Raw genomic sequence first — 17,847 nt, 5'->3', positions numbered from 1 at the left:
GGACGCGTCAGCGGATGTGAGCTTGGCTACTCCGGCGGGTTCATTCGTCACCGCGCCCGCACAGTACAGCAAGATGCCGGCATCGAAGTCTTTACCGGTCAGCCCGGCCAAAATGCCATTCCCACATCGATTTACCGCAGTGATCTGCATCTATGCACGGGCAAACTCACAGCGAAATCCCGTAGGCTTTTCTCGTGCTAGATCATTCTTCATTTCTTTCGATAGTGACCGAACTTGGATCGCCCACCATGGGTGCGGCTTTCCTGCCAGACTGGCTGAATCCCGCGGTCTTCCTTAACGACCCGGCTTTGGCGCCATGGGTCGTCCTGATCGTTTGCGGCATCGTTTTCGCGGAAACCGGCCTGTTGGTCGGTTTCTTCCTGCCCGGCGACTCAATGCTCTTCACCGTGGGCATGCTCATCGCCACCGGCACCATCCATGTCCCGCTGTGGCTGTTTGCCCTGTGCATTTTCGTCTGCGCCTTCGCAGGCGACCAAACCGGTTACATGATCGGGAAAAAGACCGGTCCCGCGATTTTCAAGAAGCCAGATTCACGCTTCTTCTCGCAGAAGAATGTCGAGCACGCCCACAGCTTCTTCGAGCGTTTCGGCGGCCGCGCGGTCATCCTGGCCCGCTTCGTTCCCGTGGTCCGCACCTTCGTTCCGGTGATCGCCGGTGTTGCCAAGATGAACCACAAGACCTTCGTCTTCTACAATCTGATTGGCGCTCTGTTGTGGGGTGTCGGCGTCACCTTGCTGGGCTTCTGGCTCGGACAGTTCAGCTGGATCGAGCAGAATATCGACCTGATCTTCATCCTGATTGTTTTCATCTCCGTGATTCCGATCGGCGTGGAACTGCTGAAGGCTTTCATGTCCGGGAAGAAGAACAAATCCACTTCCAACGGGAGCTTGGAAGACTAGATAATCTAAGCACTCCGGGAGCGGAACTGGCCTCCGCCCCACTGCACGCCGCGGCGCATCATCCACTGTTCGCAGGGTTGAATGCTGCCGCGGCGTGTTCCTTTGCAGACCATGTCCAGCCCCTCGTCCACCGCGCGCGCAGCCTCATCGGTAATGGGCCGGAAAACGTTCAGCAGCACCTCGCAGTCGCAGAAGCCGCCCAGCAGCTTGATCTTCCGCTCCAGGGCGGTAGCCCGCGGGGCCGAATAATCGCGGTAGTGCATCAGCGCGCGCAGGTTCGCGGCACAAGGTTCGGCGCCTGCGACTCGATATAGATAGCACGGCAGGCATTCACGGTCGACGGGATCCGGCAGTGACGGCATGGTTTTCTCCTCAACTCTGGGATGCGGTTCCGGCGGCCCGTTGCGGCTGCCTGCTCCCACTGTCAGTCACGATCCGCAAGGCTTCGCAACTGCCTGGCGAACTGTGGAGAACTGCTAACGCCCACCGGCATCCGGGATCCTGTCCGATGAAATGTGCCATGATTCAACTGTCCCCGTGCTGCCTTGTCCGGGGCACGGACTGCACCCCGTCACACATCACTAAGGTCGTACACGCATGGATGCCGATACGCTCACCTCGATTTCGCAGCAGCTGGCCGCATTGGCCGACGACATGCGCCGCACCGGGGTACCGACGGACGGAGCCCACGTGCATCGGGACGGCCTGTCCATGCGACTGATCTACTCGCGCCAGGATCTGGTGGACACCTTCAACGACTTCCAGGACCGGGCGGTGCATTCGATCGATGCGCTGGACCGAGGCGGCAGACCCGCGCATGCAGAGTCCCAATCGAAGTCCCAGCCCGCCGCGCTGGCCCGCGGGGTGCGCTTCCGGGTGGTCTACGACCCCTCGGTATTCGAGCGCGGAGACCTCACCCGGGCCATGCTGAACTCGGTCCGCCAAGGCGAGGAAGCCCGGGTCTCCACGAATGTCTCGACGCGGCTGCTGATCCGCGACCGCGAGGAGTTCATCATCCACACTTCGGAAGCCTCCGCCGCATCGCATCTGGCCGTGCAGCTCACCTCCCCGGTGCTGGCAGATTTCATCAATGATTCATTCACCAAGGTCTGGGAAACCGCCCTGCAGGTCAGCAACCGGAAGTTCGAGTCCGGAACGCTGCTGGAGGATGACGAGATCCAGATCCTGCGACTGCTGGCCGCCGGGCAGAAGGACGAGTCGGTGGCCCGTGCGCTGGGAGTCAGCGTGCGTACGGTGCAGCGCAAAATCCAGACCCTGCAGCGCGGATTCGGCGCAGCCAGCAGGTTCCAGCTCGGTGCCATCAGCGCCAGGCACCTGATCGTGGACCGCGAATCCGCAGACTGAATCAGCAGAGACTGATTAACGACGTGTCGGTTTTACGACACCGTTTTATGTCGTAGGCGCGGCGGATCCGTGAAAAGCTTGAATGACCGGGGCGCTAAGCCCTGCCATCCCAACAGTTCTCGTTTCACAGGAGCACCACGTCGATGAGTGAGAAACTCCCCAAGTCAATGCCGGTACCAAGCAGCGGGGAGAATGTCATTCCCCGGCTGGCGAACAGCCAGCCCTTCGTGGACTTCATGGCCAAGGGCTGGGAATCACCCCAATTGCCTGCCCCTGTCGATGCCGCGGCGTCGCAGGCCGCAGCCAACCACCGCGAGAACCTCTCGGCGGCCTTCGCCGGCCAGGGCATCATGGTGTTCGCCGGCCACGCACCGGTGCGGGCCAACGACAACTTCCACGAGTTCCGCGCCCACTCCGATTTCATGTACCTGGTCAATGCCCAGATCGAGACCGCCGTGCTGCTGGGCCACCCGACCAGCGACGGACATGACTTCGAACTGTTCCTGCCAGTCCCCTACGCGCCGGGCACCGCTGACTTCTTTTCCAATGCCATCCACGGCGAACTCTGGGTCGGCCCTAGCCACAAGCCGCTTGACTGGCAGCGCGCGTTGGGCATCCCGGTTCGCCCGATCCAGGAACTCGAGTCCGCCGTGCGTGCGGGCCGGTTCCAGGCCGCCGGCGCCGTGGACTCCAGCGAGCTGGACAAGCTGAACGCCCAGGATTCCCCCGCCTTGAAGCGGGTCCTCTCCCAGCTGCGCATGGTCAAGGACGCGTGGGAAATCGCCGAGCTGCGCGCTTCGGTGGACCACACCATTGACGGTTTCCGCCAGGTGCTGGCCGAGATCCCGCAGGCCATCACCTCCGGCGGCGAGCGCTGGCTGCAGGGCACCTTCGACCGCGCCGCCCGCACCTACGGCAACGGCCCGGGCTACGCCACCATCATCGGCGCCGGCATCCACGCGCCCACCCTGCACTGGACCCGCTGCGACGGCCCGGTTCGCGAAGACCAGCTGCTGCTGCTGGACATGGGTGTGGAGGAACGCTCCTGCTACACCGCAGATGTCACCCGCACCTTCCCGGTGGCCGGAGCCTTCACCGACGCCCAGCGCCAGGTCCACGACCTGGTGGAGAAGTCCCACCGCGCCGGACTGGCCGCGCTGGCTCCGGGCAAGCCGTACAGCGACTTCCACTTCGCCTGCATGGAGGAAATCGCCAAGGGCCTGCACGACTGGGACCTGCTGCCGGTCTCGGTGGACGAGGCGCTGTCCCCCATCGGCCAGCAGCACCGCCGTTGGCTGGTGTGCGGTGTGGGCCACCACCTGGGCCTGGACGTGCATGACTGCTCGCACTCGCACTACGAGGACTACCAGGGCGCGCTGTTGGAGGAAAACATGGTGCTGACCGTGGAACCTGGCCTCTACTTCCACGCCCACGACGCCATGGTCCCGCCGGAGCTGCGCGGTCTGGGCGTACGCATCGAGGACGACCTGCTGATCACCGCCACCGGCTACGAGAACCTCTCCGGCGAACTGCCGCTGGACGCCACCGGCCTGGAGCAGTGGATGGCCCAGGCGATGAACCTGGCGGTGCGCGCATGAGCACCCTGACCCTGTGCAACGCCACGGTTTTCGACGGCGAACGCTTCCTGGACGAGCCGGCGAACATCACCCTGGTCGACGGGACCATCACCGCTGTGGGCGCCCAGCGCGAGGGAATCCTGGTCGACGCCGCCGGGCGCACCGTGCTGCCCGGGCTGATCGACGCGCACTTCCACGCCTACGCCGTGGCCCTGCAGGGCCTGGACAACGAGCTGGGCCCGCTCTCCTACTCCGCGCTGGCCGGCTCCCACCGCCTGGCAGCCGCGCTGCGCCGCGGCTTCACCACCGTGCGCGACGTAGCCGGCGGCGACTTGGGCCTGGCCCGCGCCATCGAGGAGAAGCTGTTCGACTCGCCGCGCTACTACTTCACCGGCCCCGCCTTCAGCCAGACCGGCGGGCACGGCGACCCGCGCGAGGCGCACCTGGACACCTGCTTCAGCCACGGGCACATGTGCCAAATTGTCGACGGGCCCGACAACCTGCGCGTGGCAGTGCGCAATGCCTTCCGCACCGGGGCACACGCCATCAAGATCATGACCAGCGGCGGGGTCATCTCGCTGACCGACCCGCTGGAAATCCCGCAATACTCCCCCGAGGAAATCCGCATCATCACCTCCGAGGCGGCCCGCCGCGGCTCCTATGTCTGCGCGCACGCCTACTCGGTGCCGGCGATCCGCCACTCGGTGGAAAACGGGGTGCGCAGCATCGAGCACGGCAACCTGCTGGATGCCGACACCGCCAAGCTCATGGCGCAGCACGACGCCTTCCTGGTCCCCACCCTGGCCGCCTATGCCGCCATGGATGCGCGCGGCGAGGAACTGGGCCTGGCCGCGGTGTCCCAGGAGAAGAACCGGATCGTGCTAGAGCGCGGGCAGCAGGCGGTGCGCCATGCGCTGGATGCAGGGGTCAAGGTCGGCTTCGGCAGCGATTTGATGGGCGAGCTGGGCGACGAGCAGCTCAACGGGCTGGCCCTGCAGGCGGCGGCTTCCACCGTGGAAGACCTGCTGCGCTCGGCCACCAGCGTGAACGCGCAGCTGATCGGCAACGAGTCCATCGGTTCGCTGGCCGCCGGCAAGGCCGCGGACCTGCTGGTGCTTGACGGCGATCCGCGCCAGGATGTGGACTTCCTGGTGTCCGAGGCCAAAGGCCGCACCGTCATCCAGGCCGGAGCCCCGGTCTTCGATTCGCTGGGACTGCTGGAGGGCGCCAAATGACCGCGCTGGCACAGGCCGTGCAGAACCTGGATGCGGCCCCGCGGCTGCTGGAAACCTACGTGGCCGGCGGACGCCGCTTCCGCGACTACGTGCTTCAGGTGCCGCTGGACTGGAACAATCCGGGCGGCCCCGCCATCGAGTTGTTCTACCGCGAAATGGTGCGTGCGCACCTGGACGGGCAGCAGCTGCCGCTGATGGTCTACCTGCAGGGCGGGCCCGGCGGGCAGGGACCGCGCCCGGTGGGCGGTTCCGACCGGTTGGATACGGCGCTTGAACGCTACCGCGTGATCCTCATGGACCAGCGCGGCACCGGCCGGTCCACCCCGGTCACCGCCCAGGTGATCTCCGGATTCCCGGACGGCGACAGCGGCGCGGCGTACCTGGAGAACTTCCGCGCGGACTCCATCGTGGCCGATGCTGAGGCGATCCGCCGCCGCGGCTACCAAGGCCGCAAATGGGCCACGCTGGGCCAGAGCTACGGCGGGTTCCTGACCCTGAGCTACCTGAGCTACTTCGACGACGCGCTGACCGCCTGCTTCATCACCGGCGGGCTGCCGAGCCTTGAGCCGAGCGCCGCCGGGGTCTACGCCCGCACCATCCACCGGGTGCGTGCCAAGAACGAGCAGTTCTACCGCATGTACCCGCAGGACCGCGCCCGTGCCGCCAATCTGGCCCGCACGCTGGCCGAACGCGAGTTGCTGCTGCCCGACGGCGACCGCTTCACGGTCCGCCGGCTGCAGTCGCTGGGCATCGACTTCGGCATGGGTCCGGGCTTCGAACGCCTGCACTGGCTGCTGGAGCAATCCGGCGACGGCACCCAGCTCAGCGACTGCCTGCTGCAGGAGGTCCAGGCGCGCACCAGCTTTGCCGGGAACCCGTTGTTCGCGGTGCTGCAGGAGGACATCTACGGCAACGGGGCCAACGGCCCCAACGCGTTCGCCGCCCAGGCGGAGCTGGAGCAGCACGCGGATTTCGCCACGGATGCGCCCACCTTGCTGTTCACCGGCGAAATGATGTTCCGCTGGACTTTCGAGGAGACCCGGCTGCTGCGCCCGTATATCCCGGCCGTCGAGGTGCTGGCAGCGCGCGGCACCCACCGGAAGATCTACGACCTTCAGAAGATCGCGGCGAACCAGGTTCCGATGGCCGCCGCCGTCTACTACGACGACATGTATGTGGATGCCGGCCTGTCGCTGGACACCGCGAAAAAGGTCGGCGGCCTGCAGGCCTGGGTCACCAATGAGCACGAGCACGACGGGATCAACGACCCAGCGGTGCTGCGCAGGCTCTTCGCCATGGTGGACGAGGTCGGCGGTCCGCTGGCCAGTTGAATCATCACGAAACCGTATTGACCATGCGTGAAGAGAGGCGGGCACGGATCATTCCGTGCCCGCTTCTTCGCATACCGCGAGTTCCAGTCCTAAGGAGTTCGAACCTGCAGGAACGAATCTGGGATCATGCGCAATGACTCAGAAGCTTGAATCAGGGATTCGGCTTATTGGCCTTTCCGATTCACCGAAGCCGCCACGGCACACCGTTCCTTTTGCTGGACGCGTGGTGCCGTGCGCACGTTCTGGGCAATCAGCCTTCATGCCATTGCAGACCAAAGCGGGCAAATGCCTCTTGCAGCTCGGGAAGGTCGGGCGGCACGGGAGAAGCTCCATCACAGGTTGGATCCGAGGACTGACAGCCAAGTCATCGGCACGTTCGAACACTGCCCAGACACGGATCTCATCACCGTGGCGGGAATTAAACCTCACACCATCGACGACAGGCTCGCCCGCTGTCTCTTCGTGCAGGTCGTAAAGCCATCTGGCGATGGATCTAGTGAGCACGCGGTCTCGGGCGTCCTTCAACAGGGCAGTATCGACGTCGGCGAGGGAAATATCATGTCGGTCGAAGGGGTAGTGGATGCTCAACGCGGCAATACTGCGTGAGTGGGTGACGTAGCAGTATTTGCCGCTTTGGCGTGCAGAACCGTACCGCCGGTCTTCCAACCATGAGTAGCCAATGGCGCATTGGGGAGCTTCGGGGTAGCTGCCAATGCTGCCGTCGTCGTCGATAATCTGGTCAAGCCCGGCGACCAGCTCGGGACTGGGACGGAAGTGGGCAAGCAGCTCGAGGAAGCATCCAAGAAGGCTTTCGGCAGTGTAGATGGTACGAAACTCGCCAAGCTGGTCATCCCAACGTCCACTGAAAAGTCCGTCGTCACCGGCGAACGGCCAAGGCGTCCAAGCCCAAAGTTCCGGTGAGAATCCGACGCGCCAAACATGGAGGGGTTCATCTGGGCACTCTATTTCAAGGTCCACGCTGTTTCCATGTTCGGGATTCATCATCGGCCGTAAGCGAATGATTTAGCGGCGACGATCACGTCCCGAGAACCAACTATCGGGTCAGACTCGCGCAGGACCTGGGCGGGTGCGTCATCATTCAAGCCGGGATTCATCCCCTTGAACCAGGACTGCACAGTTATAGCGTCGTAGCGATCCCGCAGAAGTGCCGCGGCATGAAAAGCATGACGAAGTCGTTCTTGGTCGACTTCGCCGGGAACGGATGAGCCATCTGCCCAAGTCGATACCGATCTGGAGGACTTCACCCCACCGATATAGGCAACCAGGCGCACACCCAATATCTCCCGCAACTGCGAAATGAGCTCATGAAACGGAAGACCGACGGAATCCTCGTACGCGCGAAGTCCCGGACGCTGATCAGGTGACACTGCTGCTTTCATGATTCGATTGTACTCTGGAATGCATGCTCAACCCATAGTAAAAATGCACCCAAAAACGCACCACCAAGCCTCATCAAGCAGCTCGAAAGGCGCAGATTTCAGCTATCGGAGTGTGCACGTTTCCGGGGTTTTGCCACACCGGACACAACAAGATCTACCCATCCTGATAAGGGAGAATACGGCCCGCATTATGTGGAACAGCAGGCGTTCCCCGGCCCGAACTCCGACGTCGTGCACACGCATCGCCATAGTGGATGCCCAAAGGCAGGCGGATCAGGACGCGGCGGTCCTGAAAGCGCCTAATATGTCATCGGCCGCTTGGCGTCACGACTGTCGCAGGATGGTTGGTTTCAAGAAGCTCAACATCGAAATTGACCACAAGGTTCGTGCGGAACCGGCGGTGCAGATCACCCAAGTTTCTCACCACCGATCCACGAGTCCTATACCCCGGACAGCGTCTGGCGCAAAAACGCTTCCACCCGCTCCAGCGCCTCGGCCACCCGTTCGTAACCGGCGGCGAACGACAGCCTGATGAACAGGTGCCCCTCGAACGGGTCGAAGTCGCCGCCCGGGGTCAGCGCCACCTGTGCATGTTCCAGCACCTGCCGGCAGTACTCTCCGGCGGTGCCGAAGCGGTCGAGCACACGCTCGCTGAGCCGCCCGTAGAGATAGAACGCGCCGTCGGCCGGCGCTGCCTGCTCGATGCCCAGCTTTCTGTAGTTGGCCAGCACCAGGTCGCGGGTCTTCGCGAACTCGGCGACCCGCTGCTCCGCCTCGGCAAGGCTCGACGGCTCGAAGGCGGCGATGACCGCACGCTGGGCCGGAGCCGGCGCGCACAAGGCGAGGTTCGAGGCCAGGGCGTCCACCGCGGCCAACATGTCGTCGGGGACGATCATCCAGCCCAGGCGCCACCCTGTCATGCCCCAGTACTTGGAGAAGGATGAAACCACGATCGAGGAGCGGGAGAACTCCCAGGAGGTGCGCCCCTTGCGCTCCGGGACGAATTCGATGCCATGGTAGATCTCGTCGCTGACCAGCCGCACGCCATGGGCGTCGCACCAGCTGCACAGCTCTTCGAGTTCCTCGGCGCTGAACATGGTGCCGGTCGGGTTGTTCGGCGAGGCGATGACCAGGCCGTCGAGCCTTCCGTGCTCGGCCAGGGCCTGCTCCAGCAGCTGCACGGTCGGCTGGAAACGTTCGGCTTCCCCGGTGGGGAGGTCCACCACCTGCAGGCCCAAGGCTCCGAGGATGTTGGCGTAGGCAGGATAGCCTGGACGGGCCAGAGCCACCACGTCCCCGGCGTCGAAGGCCGCGAGGAAGGCCAGCTGGAACGCCCCGGAGGATCCGGTGGTCATGACGAAGTTCCGCGCCGGGATCTGGACGCCGTAGCGGGCCAGGTAGTGCGCGGCCAAGGCCTCGCGGGTCTCGGCCAGCCCGGCGGTCGGGGTGTAGCCGAAATCTGCGTTCTGCGCATGCAGCTGCGCGGCGAGCTCATTGACCGCGGCGGGCGCTCCCCCACCGGGTTCCCCGACGCACAATGAGATCACGTCGCGGCCGGCGGCACGCAGGTGCGCGACTTCCTCGACGATCTGCATGACTTCGAACGGCGGGACTTCTCCGCGCTTCGACACCTTCACTACTTTGCGCCTTCAGCCAGGCTGCGTTCCTTGACCGGGTGCCGGGAGAGCACCGAGATGCGATTGAACGCGTTCATCGCCACGGCGATCCACTGGATGGCCGCCACCTGCTCATCGGAGAACACCAGACGGGCCGAGGCCACAGCTGCAATGCGTTCCTCGGGGGTGGGCAGGTTGGTTGTTGCTTCGGCGATGGCCAGCGCCGCGCACTCTTCCTCGTCGAACAGCCCGCCGCATTCGTTCCACGTGGACAGCAAGTTGATACGCTGCATCGTCTCCCCTGCGTCGATGGCCTTGCGGGCATGGAGGTCAAGGCAGTAGGCGCAGCCGTTGATCTGCGAGACCCGCAGGTTCACCAGTTCGGCCAGCCGGTCGCTGATGCCTGCGTCCTGGTAGGACTTGGTCAGCTGATTGGCGAACTTCCCAATAGAGTTCCACAACTCCGGATTGGATTTATCAAGGAAAAGAGGATCTGAGACAGCCATATCTGAACCATACCGCCCGGCGCTTGCAACCTCCTAGTTCGCTTCGGGCGCTCAGCCACCGACTATGGGACAAGACCCTCAAGTCCCTGTTCGTGCCCTTCAGGACAATATATTGCGATGTAGCAACAAAAGCTGCAGGTTACGTGACGGCGGCGGCGAGACTGCCGCATTCGATAGCAACCCATCAGGATGCTTGCCCGTTGCCCTACTGGCCTGCTGGATTCGCGCATAGAATACCGGCATGATCTGGATAGGCGGCGGCGAGGTGGCGTGATGCAGATTCAAACGTGCGGGCAACTGGATTCCAAGGACCTGGTCCAGCTATGCGATTTCATGCGCAAGAACATTTCCTCGCTGAGCCTGACCCCGTGGACCACCGCGATTCTCGGCCTGCTCACGGGTCTGGCCATCACCTGGGTGACGGTGCTGGGCAACCGCAGGGCGCAGCGCACCGAACGCCGGAACACCGCGCAGCTGCGTGCGCTGATCGCGGTCCAGGATGTGGCCTTGGAGCTTCGCAGCAAATGGACGGCGCATCTGGACCACCTGCAGTCGGGCTCCGGAGGTCCCGATCCCTTTCCGGCGCTGGCCCAGGCCGCGTTGCAGGGAGAATTCCGCACCGCGGCCAGCCGCATCGACAACAACGAACTGCGGGAAGAGTACGCCCGCTGGGAGACGTACGCGGAGTTGTTCTTCAACAACTCGGGCAGGCAGCAGGGTTATGAGGAGCAGAAGCTCTGGGACACCGTGCTGGAGCGCTCGGGGAAGAACATCCGCTGGATCGACGCCTAGTCCAGCGACTGCACGTTGATCTGCACGTCATGGGTGGCCCCGGCGGCCCGAATGGCGTCCTGCCATTCGGGGCTGCCGCCGAGCACCTCGAAGTGCACGATGTTCCGGTTGCGCAGCTCGGTGGCGAGCTGGCTGGCGAAGTCCTCGTTGTTCACGACCATCCAGCGCCCGTCGAGCACCACCGGCTCGTCGGCTTTCACCTCGTCGGCCCAGACCAGGTCCTTGGCCAGGTCCCGGGAGACGGCAATCCTCGGAAGCCGAATCGTGCTCATGAGCAGTCCTCCCTCTACTTAGGTCTTAGCCAAAGTATAGGCTTCTCCGCCCGGCGTAGCGGTGGCTACTTGTCGCCGTCGGCGGCCAGCTGGCCGCAGGCGCCGTCGATTTCCTTGCCGCGGGTATCGCGCAGGGTGGTCGGCACACCCAGCTCGTCCAGGCGGCGCACGAACTTCGAGGTGATGTCCGGCTCGCTGCGGGTCCAGATGGAGCCCGGCACCGGGTTCAGCGGGATCGGGTTCACGTGCACCCAGCCGCGGCCGCGGGCGTTGAGCTTCTTCGCCAGCATTTCGGCGCGCCACTCGTGGTCGTTCATGTCCTTGATCAGCGCGTACTCGATGGAGACGCGGCGTCCGGTCTTCACGTAGTAGTCGTAGGCGGCATCCAGCGCCTCGTCGACCTTCCAGCGCGAGTTCACCGGGATCAGCTCGTCGCGCAGCTCGTCATCCGGTGCGTGCAGCGATAGCGCGAAGGTGACCGGCACGTCCTCGTTGGCCAGCTTGCGGATGGCAGGAACCAGGCCGACGGTGGAGACGGTGATGCCGCGAGCGCTCATGCCCAGGCCCTCCGGGGCTTCGGCGACCATGCGGTGCACGGCGTTCATGACGCGCTTGTAGTTGGCCAGCGGTTCGCCCATGCCCATGAACACGATGTTGCCCACGCGCTCGTCGGGGTGCTTCTGGCCGCCCAGTCCGCCTTCGGCGATGACGCGGTTGGCCTGGACGATCTGGTCCAGGATCTCTGCGGTGGACATGTTGCGGGTCAGGCCTGCCTGGCCGGTGGCGCAGAACGGGCAGTTCATGCCGCAGCCGCACTGCGAGGAGATGCACAGGGTGATGCGGTTCGGGTAGCGCATCAGCACGGACTCGACCAGCGAGCCGTCGAACAGGCGCCACAGGAACTTGATGGTCTTGCCGTCGTCGGTGGTCAGCCGCTTGACCTCGGTCAGCAGCTTCGGGAACATCGCGTCGACCAGTTCCTCGCGGCGGTCCTTGGGCAGGTCGCTCATCTTGGCAGGGTCGGTGGTGTAGTGCTGGAAGTAGTGCACCGAGAGCTGCTTGGCGCGGAATGCCGGCAGCCCCAGTTCCTTCAGCTTCTCCTGGCGCTCGGCCAGGGTGAGGTCAGCCAGGTGGGTCGGCGGCTGGGAGACGCGGCGCTTGGTGGCGAACTGCAGTTCGGGGCGGCCGTCGGCGCCCATCTCCTGCTTCCATCCCTCGGCGGTCGGAATGACCTGCGCACGGCCTTCGGCCTGGGCGCGGGAGGTGGAGATACGCAGCTGCTGGGCACGCTGGGCGGCGGCCTGCTCCTGGCGCAGGGCCTTGCGCTCGTCAGCGGAAAGTGTGGTGGGGTTGCTCGAAGTCATCACCATCCATTGTTTCACGTATCAGCTGGGTGCAGGCGGTGAGTTTGGGCACGCGCGGCATTCAGGTCATGGTGAAGCTGCGGGCCACCGTATCGCGCACCGTGCGGTTCCCCGCCGCGGCGCTGAACAGCAGGTTGCGCGCCGGCAGCAGCCACGGCGCCACCGGCCGGCCCAGCGCCATGTTCAGGTGCGCTTTCAGGCCAGCCTGCCGGGCGGCTTTCAGCTGCCGCGCCTGGAACTGCTGCAGCTGCCCGTCCTCCGGGCCGGCGCCGGAGGCCAACAGCTCCGCGAGCTGCGCCGCACCGATCAGGCCCAGGCACATGCCCTGCCCGCCGATGGGGCTGATCTGGTGCGCGGCATCGCCCAGCAGCACCGCCCGGCCTTGCACCATGCGGGTTGCCCTGCGGTTGGCGGTGGCGAAGCTGCTGCGCATGGTGCAGGCTTGGGCGTCCAGCCGGTGGCCGGTGCGTGCGCGGATCAGCGTCGGCAGGTCCGTGTCCACCGACTGCCGGCGTCCGAGTCTGGCCACCCAGCGGCGCAGGCCTTGCGGCAGCGGGAAGGACTCGACGATGCCCTGCGACTCGATGAACAGCGCGGCGGTCTGCGACCAGCCGGTGGATTCGGGGAAGTCGCCCATGAGGTAGCGGTCCGGCAGCTGCCTGCCGCGAAACCCCGCTCCGAGCTCGGCGCGCACCGCCGACTGCACCCCGTCGGCGCCGATCAGCCAGGAGGCTTCCCGGGTCTGCACTCCCCCGGGCCCGGCCACGGTGAAGCGGATGGATTCGCGCGACTGTCCCTCGATGCCATGGAATTCATGGCCTTCGGCCAGGGCCTGCGGATCCAGTTCGCGCAGCCGGTCCCGCAGCAGCGTCATGGTCTGGTGTTCCGGCAGCGCCAGCACGTACGGGTAGGGGCCGGGCAGCGAGGAGAAGTCCAGCTCGGCGATCTGCCGGCCGTTGCTGATTCCCACTCCCCGGCGGATTGCGGTGCCCTGCTCTGCGAGCTGCGCCGCCAGCCCGGCGCGGGCCAGCACCTGCTGGGCCGGAGGGTGCAGGCCGATGGCCCGGGAGTGCGCGGAGATTCCGCGGCGGCGCTCGAAGACCCGCACGGTCCACCCCTGCTGGGCCAGGAGCACCGCCAGACCCAGCCCCACCGGCCCGCCGCCGATGATCGCCGCGCCATCCATGATTTTCGCCCCCTTTGCCTTTGCGGTCATGCCCAGGCCGGCCGGTAGGCCAGCAGGTTCCTGAACGGCTTGGCGGTATGCACCTGCCATCCGGCAGGCACGCGGCGGACAAGTTCCACCGGGGTGTAGCTGCGGCGGATGGAGGCCAGCCCGTCGCGGCGGATCAGCGAGGTCCTTGCCAGTGGCAGCGTCGCCGCGCCGAACAGCAGCGAAGCGATTCGGGAGCGCCGGATGTCCGCGTGCAGCCCCAGCCCGGTGGCCAGGGCTTCGGTGTCGGCCAGGATCCCGCGCAGCTGGGCATCGTCCAGGTGGTGCAACAGATGATTGGAGATGACCACGTCGAAGACCTCTCCGCCGCGCACCAGGTCCGCGCTGGTGCAGCGCAAGAATTCGATCTTCCCGGCCGGCAGGACGCTTTTCGCCGCGGCCTGCCGGGCGAAGGCGATGGCCCGCTCATCCGGGTCGATGCCCAGCACGCCCAGCTCGTAGCCGTCGCGCAGTGCCCAGCGGGCCAGCTGCAGGGCGATGTCTCCCCCGCCGCAGCCGATGTCCAGCAGGCGGGCCGGTTCGCCGGAGGCCAGCAGCGGGGCGATCTGCTGCGCGTAGATCCCCTTCCATCCGCCGACCGCCCTGTTTACCAGCGGGAACTGGGCGTAGGTCCGGTTCAGCAGCACGGGGTCGCAGTCCGGATGGTCCATGGCCTCCAGCTCGTCGGGACGCCGCCGCATCAGCTGGTTCCGGAAACCGTCGCCACCGTGAACAGGCCGGTTTCCACCGTGAGCCCGGGGCCGAAGGCCATGGCGCAGACGCGTTCTCCGGCGCCGGTGCTGCCGGCTTCGAGGATTTCCTTGAGCACGAACAGCACGGTGGGGCTGGACATGTTGCCGTAGTCCTTGAGGATCCGGCGGGCCGGGTGCAGCTGCGTTTCGGAGAGCTGCAGCCGGTTCTGGATCCGGTCCAGGATGGCGCGGCCTCCCGGGTGGATGCCCCAGTGGGTGATCTGCCCGATCTCCAGCGGTCCCTCCGCGTCGGCGTCCAGCAGCGGCGTGAGCGCGTCGGTGATGTGGTCGTCGATGATGTGCGGGACGTAGGTTCCCAGCACCATTTCGAACCCGTGGTCCCCGATGTTCCAGGCCATCGATTCCTCGCCCACCGGGGTCAGCGTGGTCTTCAGGTCGTCGATCTGCAGCCCCTCGCCGCCCCGGGCCACCACCGCGGCGGCGGCGCCATCGGCGAAGATGGCCGAGCCCATGATGGTGTCCGGGTCGTTGGAGCTGTGCACGTGCAACGTGCACAGCTCCACGCAGACCACCAGCACGGTGGCGTTCTCGTCGGCCAGGCAGAAATCCCGGGCCGCGCGCAGCGCCGGGAATGCTGCATAGCAGCCCATGAATCCCAGATGGTGGCGGACGGTCGAGGGATTCAGCCCGAGACTGCGCACGATCTGGTAGTCCGGGCCGGGGTTGTAGAAGCCGGTGCAGGACACCGTGATCACGTGGGTGACATCCGCAGGTTCGAGCCCCGGGCAGGCATCCAGCGCCTTCCGCGCGGCCTCGATGAACAGTTCGCCTGCGTGCTCCACGTAGACCCGGTTCCGCTCGGCGGTGCTCGGCGACTTGAGCAGGCCGGAAGAACGGTCATAGAACATCGGTTCAGCCGGTTCGGGCAGCTCGGTGTTGAATTCCGAAACGCAGCTGTAGCGGGTGTCGATGTCCGCGGAGTTGAAGGAGGTCGCCACCAGCCGCTGTCCCAATCGGCTGAGGTCGGGCTGTGCGGCGAAGACGTCCCTGACGTCGTCCTGCTTCAAGACTGTCGAAGGTACGGCGGTCTGGATCGTTCTGATGATCACTGGCATGACCCGAGCCTAGGACCTGCGCGCGACCGGTGTAAACCATCGCACGCAACTGCCAGGAAACCAGGATCGGCCGCCAGCGCCGCGGGTGCACGTGCCAGCTCTCCACTCGTCGTCGCGTGCCACGACGGCTGGCAGCCGTCTGGAACCCCTCGCAACGGCAGCGTGAAATGTCCTACCCTGAAACCCCGTCATGCATGCGCCGCAGGCGGCATGGGAACAAGTTATGAGTGAGGCGGAATAAAGGCAACCATGAGCAATGAAGACGCAGTGGAGCGAACGGAAGACGGCAGATATCTGGTCATTTCCGGCCGGAAGTGGCGTGCGAGCGATCCCGGGATCCCGCCGAAGCTCCGACAGGAGCTCGTCGACGAACTGATGAATGCCCGCCGTGAGATAGGACGCGGGGACGAAGAAGCCCGCGCCAGGGTCCACGAGGCGAAGCTGGCTCTGGGCGAGCGCGGACAGCCGTGGTGGGAAGAAGCCCGCGAGGACAAGCTGGATGAACGCATCCGGGCGGCGATCTTCACCCTGCTGCGCAAGAGGCAGGGGTCCTCGATCTGTCCCAGCGATGTCGCACGCATCGTCGGCGGGGGTGGCGAACGCTGGCGGTCCCGGATGGAACGCGTCCGGCAGGTGGCCGCTTCCCTGGCCGCAGACGGCGCGATTCGGGTGACCCAGAAAGGGCATGACGTCGATGCGCACAATGTCTGTGGTCCCGTGCGACTGCAACTGGCCCGAATGGACCCGCGGGAGCAAGATTAGGCCGTACGGACAATGGCTTGCACGAAACTGGAGGAGCGGCCCTTGGACACGCCAGTGGCCCCGTCGCAACGACGGGGCCACTGGCGTGATCGACTTCTACTTGTTGTCGGTTGCGTCCTTGAACGCGTCCTTGGCCTTTTCGCCAGCCTGCTTGGCATTCGCGGCAGCCTGATCCTTGACGCCTTCGGCCTGCAACGACCTGTCGTTCGTCGCCTTGCCCGTGGCTTCCTTGGCCTTGCCAACAACTTCTTCTGACTTGTTCTGAATCTTGTCTCCGAGACCCATCTTGCCCTCCTCAGTTATTCGGTTGAAACGACACCCATTACGCTACAGAAAATGTTGTCCGCCGGTCTCGCCGCTGGATAATTCCAAGGAAACGTCAAGGATGCATGTCAGGCAAGTGCAGGAACACTGCCCGGAACGGGGCACTACGAACCGGGCCCATGCGCGGCTACCGGCCGAGCAGCGCGGCACATTTCAGACGGCAGGCTTTTCAGTCCTTGGCGCCGGATCGCGGTGGACGCTGCGTGTGCCCGGGCCATGCGTGCTGCGCGGCTGCTGCCGATCGCGGATCATCGCCGCGGTGGTGCGGATGAACACGGAGATCCACGTGAAAAGGATCGCCACGGCCGACAGCTCGAAACCGGTCAGGTTGTAGTAGGACCAGGAATCCCAGAGCAGGAACGCCACCCACAGCGCACCCACGGCAGAGAGGGACATCATGTGGAAGACCGCCGGATACCCCGGCAGCAGGACCATCGTTCCCAGCAGCAGGATGATCATGGCGGCGGAGGCCAGCTGGACGAACGCCGAATGCACCCCAAGGGACAGGTTCATCGGGACGCTGCCCACGCCGATGATTCCCACGGACACCGCGACCAGGCACCAGCCCACCACCCGGGGGCGCGGGCGCAGCTTGCGAATCAGCGGGTAGCGTTCAAGGTTCGGACGGCAGCGGTAGGTCCGCGACAGCACGTCCAGGTCCCTGGTCAGGAACTCGGTGAACGAGATCAGCACCAGTCCGGAGATGATCATGGTCGTGTTGAACGTCCAGAAGGAGCCCATACCGGATTGCGAGGTCCCCAGCCGGGAGAACATCCCCTGCCACCAGCCTTGGTCCTCGGCCAGCAGCATGCTGATCAGCACTCCGGCGGCCATGTAGATGCCCAGGACCACCGACAGGTTCTCGGCGCTGGTGCGCGCCGTAGCCACCAGCGCCAAATAGGCGCTCAGCCCGGTGATGCCGCTGACGGCCAGCGACCCGGCCAGCACATCGAGGCGCAGGCCGATGAACGCTTGCTGGAACAGGTGCGTGGCCACCAGGATCATCATCACGGTGCTGGCCACGTGGACCAGTACCAGGCCGAGGGCGGCAACATACTGGCGCCAGGCCGGGATGCGGCGCAGCCACGGTTCACGCTGGCGCAGCAGGCTCCGGAACGCATAGGCGCTGGACAGCCCCGCCGAGACGCCGCCGGTCACCGAAGCCACGGAACCCACCGACAGTCCGCCGAACAGCGCGGGGCGCTCGCCGGCGAAGATGATCAAGGCCGTGGCCATCCCGAACAGCGCGCAGAACAGTCCCGACCACAGCGCGTTCCGCTCGATTTCGAGTTCGGTCACGCGCTTGGGATTCGTCGGTTCGGGGAAGTGGAGAGGCACGACA

General features: G+C 65.3%; 19 protein-coding genes. 7 read left to right on the top strand and 12 right to left on the bottom strand.

Annotated elements, in window-relative coordinates; all coding sequences use genetic code 11:
• The first annotated feature begins 248 nt into the window (after nucleotides 1–248).
• Nucleotides 249–920, top strand: a complete 672-nt coding sequence (locus RF641_RS05755; protein ID WP_053798861.1) for a DedA family protein — start codon at nucleotides 249–251, stop codon at nucleotides 918–920.
• Nucleotides 921–925: 5 nt separating this feature from the next.
• Here RF641_RS05755 and RF641_RS05750 read toward each other — a convergent pair whose 3' ends face one another.
• A complete protein-coding gene (locus tag RF641_RS05750; protein ID WP_082344844.1) occupies nucleotides 926–1,282 on the bottom strand; it encodes a DUF2695 domain-containing protein in 357 nt (118 codons plus the stop codon).
• A gap of 235 nt (nucleotides 1,283–1,517) precedes the next feature.
• Here RF641_RS05750 and RF641_RS05745 point away from each other — a divergent pair, with 235 nt between their 5' ends.
• The 4 genes from RF641_RS05745 to RF641_RS05730 all read left to right on the top strand — a co-directional run bounded on the left by RF641_RS05745 (nucleotide 1,518) and on the right by RF641_RS05730 (nucleotide 6,428).
• The gene (locus tag RF641_RS05745; protein ID WP_053798863.1) at nucleotides 1,518–2,285 is read left to right on the top strand and encodes a helix-turn-helix transcriptional regulator; all 768 of its coding nucleotides are present in this window, start codon (nucleotides 1,518–1,520) and stop codon (nucleotides 2,283–2,285) included.
• Between the two features lie 143 nt (nucleotides 2,286–2,428).
• On the top strand, nucleotides 2,429–3,883 hold the full coding sequence (locus RF641_RS05740) for an aminopeptidase P family protein (protein WP_244910845.1): 1,455 nt from the start codon (nucleotides 2,429–2,431) through the stop codon (nucleotides 3,881–3,883).
• Nucleotides 3,880–5,097, top strand: a complete 1,218-nt coding sequence (locus RF641_RS05735; RefSeq protein WP_424572749.1) for an amidohydrolase family protein — start codon at nucleotides 3,880–3,882, stop codon at nucleotides 5,095–5,097. Before RF641_RS05740 ends, RF641_RS05735 begins: the two co-directional genes overlap by 4 nt.
• Entirely contained in the window at nucleotides 5,094–6,428 is a 1,335-nt protein-coding gene (locus RF641_RS05730) for an alpha/beta fold hydrolase (RefSeq protein ID WP_424572748.1), read from the top strand. The genes RF641_RS05735 and RF641_RS05730 overlap by 4 nt, the downstream gene beginning before the upstream one ends.
• Nucleotides 6,429–6,566: 138 nt before the next feature.
• Here the strand turns inward: RF641_RS05730 and RF641_RS05725 are convergent, their stop codons facing one another.
• The 4 genes from RF641_RS05725 to RF641_RS05710 all read right to left on the bottom strand — a co-directional run bounded on the left by RF641_RS05725 (nucleotide 6,567) and on the right by RF641_RS05710 (nucleotide 9,905).
• Complete coding sequence (locus tag RF641_RS05725; RefSeq protein ID WP_424572747.1) at nucleotides 6,567–7,433, bottom strand: RES family NAD+ phosphorylase; 867 nt, start codon at nucleotides 7,431–7,433, stop codon at nucleotides 6,567–6,569.
• Entirely contained in the window at nucleotides 7,430–7,828 is a 399-nt protein-coding gene (locus RF641_RS05720) for a hypothetical protein (protein WP_082344847.1), read from the bottom strand. The genes RF641_RS05725 and RF641_RS05720 overlap by 4 nt, the downstream gene beginning before the upstream one ends.
• 440 nt (nucleotides 7,829–8,268) lie before the next feature.
• Nucleotides 8,269–9,465, bottom strand: coding sequence for a pyridoxal phosphate-dependent aminotransferase (locus tag RF641_RS05715; protein ID WP_047120189.1), 1,197 nt, complete (start codon nucleotides 9,463–9,465; stop codon nucleotides 8,269–8,271).
• Nucleotides 9,465–9,905 (bottom strand): carboxymuconolactone decarboxylase family protein, encoded by a 441-nt coding sequence (locus RF641_RS05710; RefSeq protein ID WP_286163579.1) that lies wholly within the window; start codon nucleotides 9,903–9,905, stop codon nucleotides 9,465–9,467. Before RF641_RS05710 ends, RF641_RS05715 begins: the two co-directional genes overlap by 1 nt.
• A 318-nt stretch (nucleotides 9,906–10,223) precedes the next feature.
• Here RF641_RS05710 and RF641_RS05705 point away from each other — a divergent pair, with 318 nt between their 5' ends.
• The gene (locus RF641_RS05705; RefSeq protein WP_424572746.1) at nucleotides 10,224–10,742 is read left to right on the top strand and encodes a hypothetical protein; all 519 of its coding nucleotides are present in this window, start codon (nucleotides 10,224–10,226) and stop codon (nucleotides 10,740–10,742) included.
• Here RF641_RS05705 and RF641_RS05700 read toward each other — a convergent pair.
• The 5 genes from RF641_RS05700 to RF641_RS05680 all read right to left on the bottom strand — a co-directional run bounded on the left by RF641_RS05700 (nucleotide 10,739) and on the right by RF641_RS05680 (nucleotide 15,419).
• Complete coding sequence (locus RF641_RS05700; RefSeq protein ID WP_047120192.1) at nucleotides 10,739–11,014, bottom strand: hypothetical protein; 276 nt, start codon at nucleotides 11,012–11,014, stop codon at nucleotides 10,739–10,741. The two genes, RF641_RS05705 and RF641_RS05700, sit on opposite strands and share 4 nt — an antisense overlap.
• Nucleotides 11,015–11,079: 65 nt before the next feature.
• Complete coding sequence (rlmN, locus tag RF641_RS05695; RefSeq protein ID WP_231735894.1) at nucleotides 11,080–12,378, bottom strand: 23S rRNA (adenine(2503)-C(2))-methyltransferase RlmN; 1,299 nt, start codon at nucleotides 12,376–12,378, stop codon at nucleotides 11,080–11,082.
• A gap of 61 nt (nucleotides 12,379–12,439) precedes the next feature.
• The gene (locus RF641_RS05690) at nucleotides 12,440–13,594 is read right to left on the bottom strand and encodes an FAD-dependent oxidoreductase (protein WP_424572745.1); all 1,155 of its coding nucleotides are present in this window, start codon (nucleotides 13,592–13,594) and stop codon (nucleotides 12,440–12,442) included.
• Entirely contained in the window at nucleotides 13,591–14,292 is a 702-nt protein-coding gene (locus RF641_RS05685; protein WP_120991131.1) for a methyltransferase domain-containing protein, read from the bottom strand. The genes RF641_RS05690 and RF641_RS05685 overlap by 4 nt, the downstream gene beginning before the upstream one ends.
• The gene (locus RF641_RS05680) at nucleotides 14,292–15,419 is read right to left on the bottom strand and encodes a type III polyketide synthase (protein WP_424572744.1); all 1,128 of its coding nucleotides are present in this window, start codon (nucleotides 15,417–15,419) and stop codon (nucleotides 14,292–14,294) included. The genes RF641_RS05685 and RF641_RS05680 overlap by 1 nt, the downstream gene beginning before the upstream one ends.
• A gap of 249 nt (nucleotides 15,420–15,668) precedes the next feature.
• On the opposite strand from RF641_RS05680, the gene RF641_RS05675 reads away from it, so the two are divergent.
• The gene (locus tag RF641_RS05675) at nucleotides 15,669–16,181 is read left to right on the top strand and encodes a DUF3253 domain-containing protein (protein ID WP_113607062.1); all 513 of its coding nucleotides are present in this window, start codon (nucleotides 15,669–15,671) and stop codon (nucleotides 16,179–16,181) included.
• A gap of 96 nt (nucleotides 16,182–16,277) precedes the next feature.
• On the opposite strand, the gene RF641_RS05670 is transcribed toward RF641_RS05675, so the two are convergent.
• Both RF641_RS05670 and RF641_RS05665 read right to left on the bottom strand, forming a co-directional pair.
• The gene (locus RF641_RS05670) at nucleotides 16,278–16,466 is read right to left on the bottom strand and encodes a CsbD family protein (RefSeq protein ID WP_047120197.1); all 189 of its coding nucleotides are present in this window, start codon (nucleotides 16,464–16,466) and stop codon (nucleotides 16,278–16,280) included.
• 192 nt (nucleotides 16,467–16,658) lie between these two features.
• On the bottom strand, nucleotides 16,659–17,843 hold the full coding sequence (locus RF641_RS05665) for a hypothetical protein (protein WP_146955960.1): 1,185 nt from the start codon (nucleotides 17,841–17,843) through the stop codon (nucleotides 16,659–16,661).
• Nucleotides 17,844–17,847: the final 4 nt, after the last annotated feature.

The sequence above is a fragment of the Arthrobacter sp. 'calajunan' genome (assembly GCF_046940185.1).
GTDB classification, from domain to species: Bacteria; Actinomycetota; Actinomycetes; order Actinomycetales; family Micrococcaceae; genus Glutamicibacter; species Glutamicibacter soli.
The sequence above is the reverse complement of the archived record's forward strand: the minus strand, read 5'-3'. Positions and strand labels throughout refer to the sequence as shown.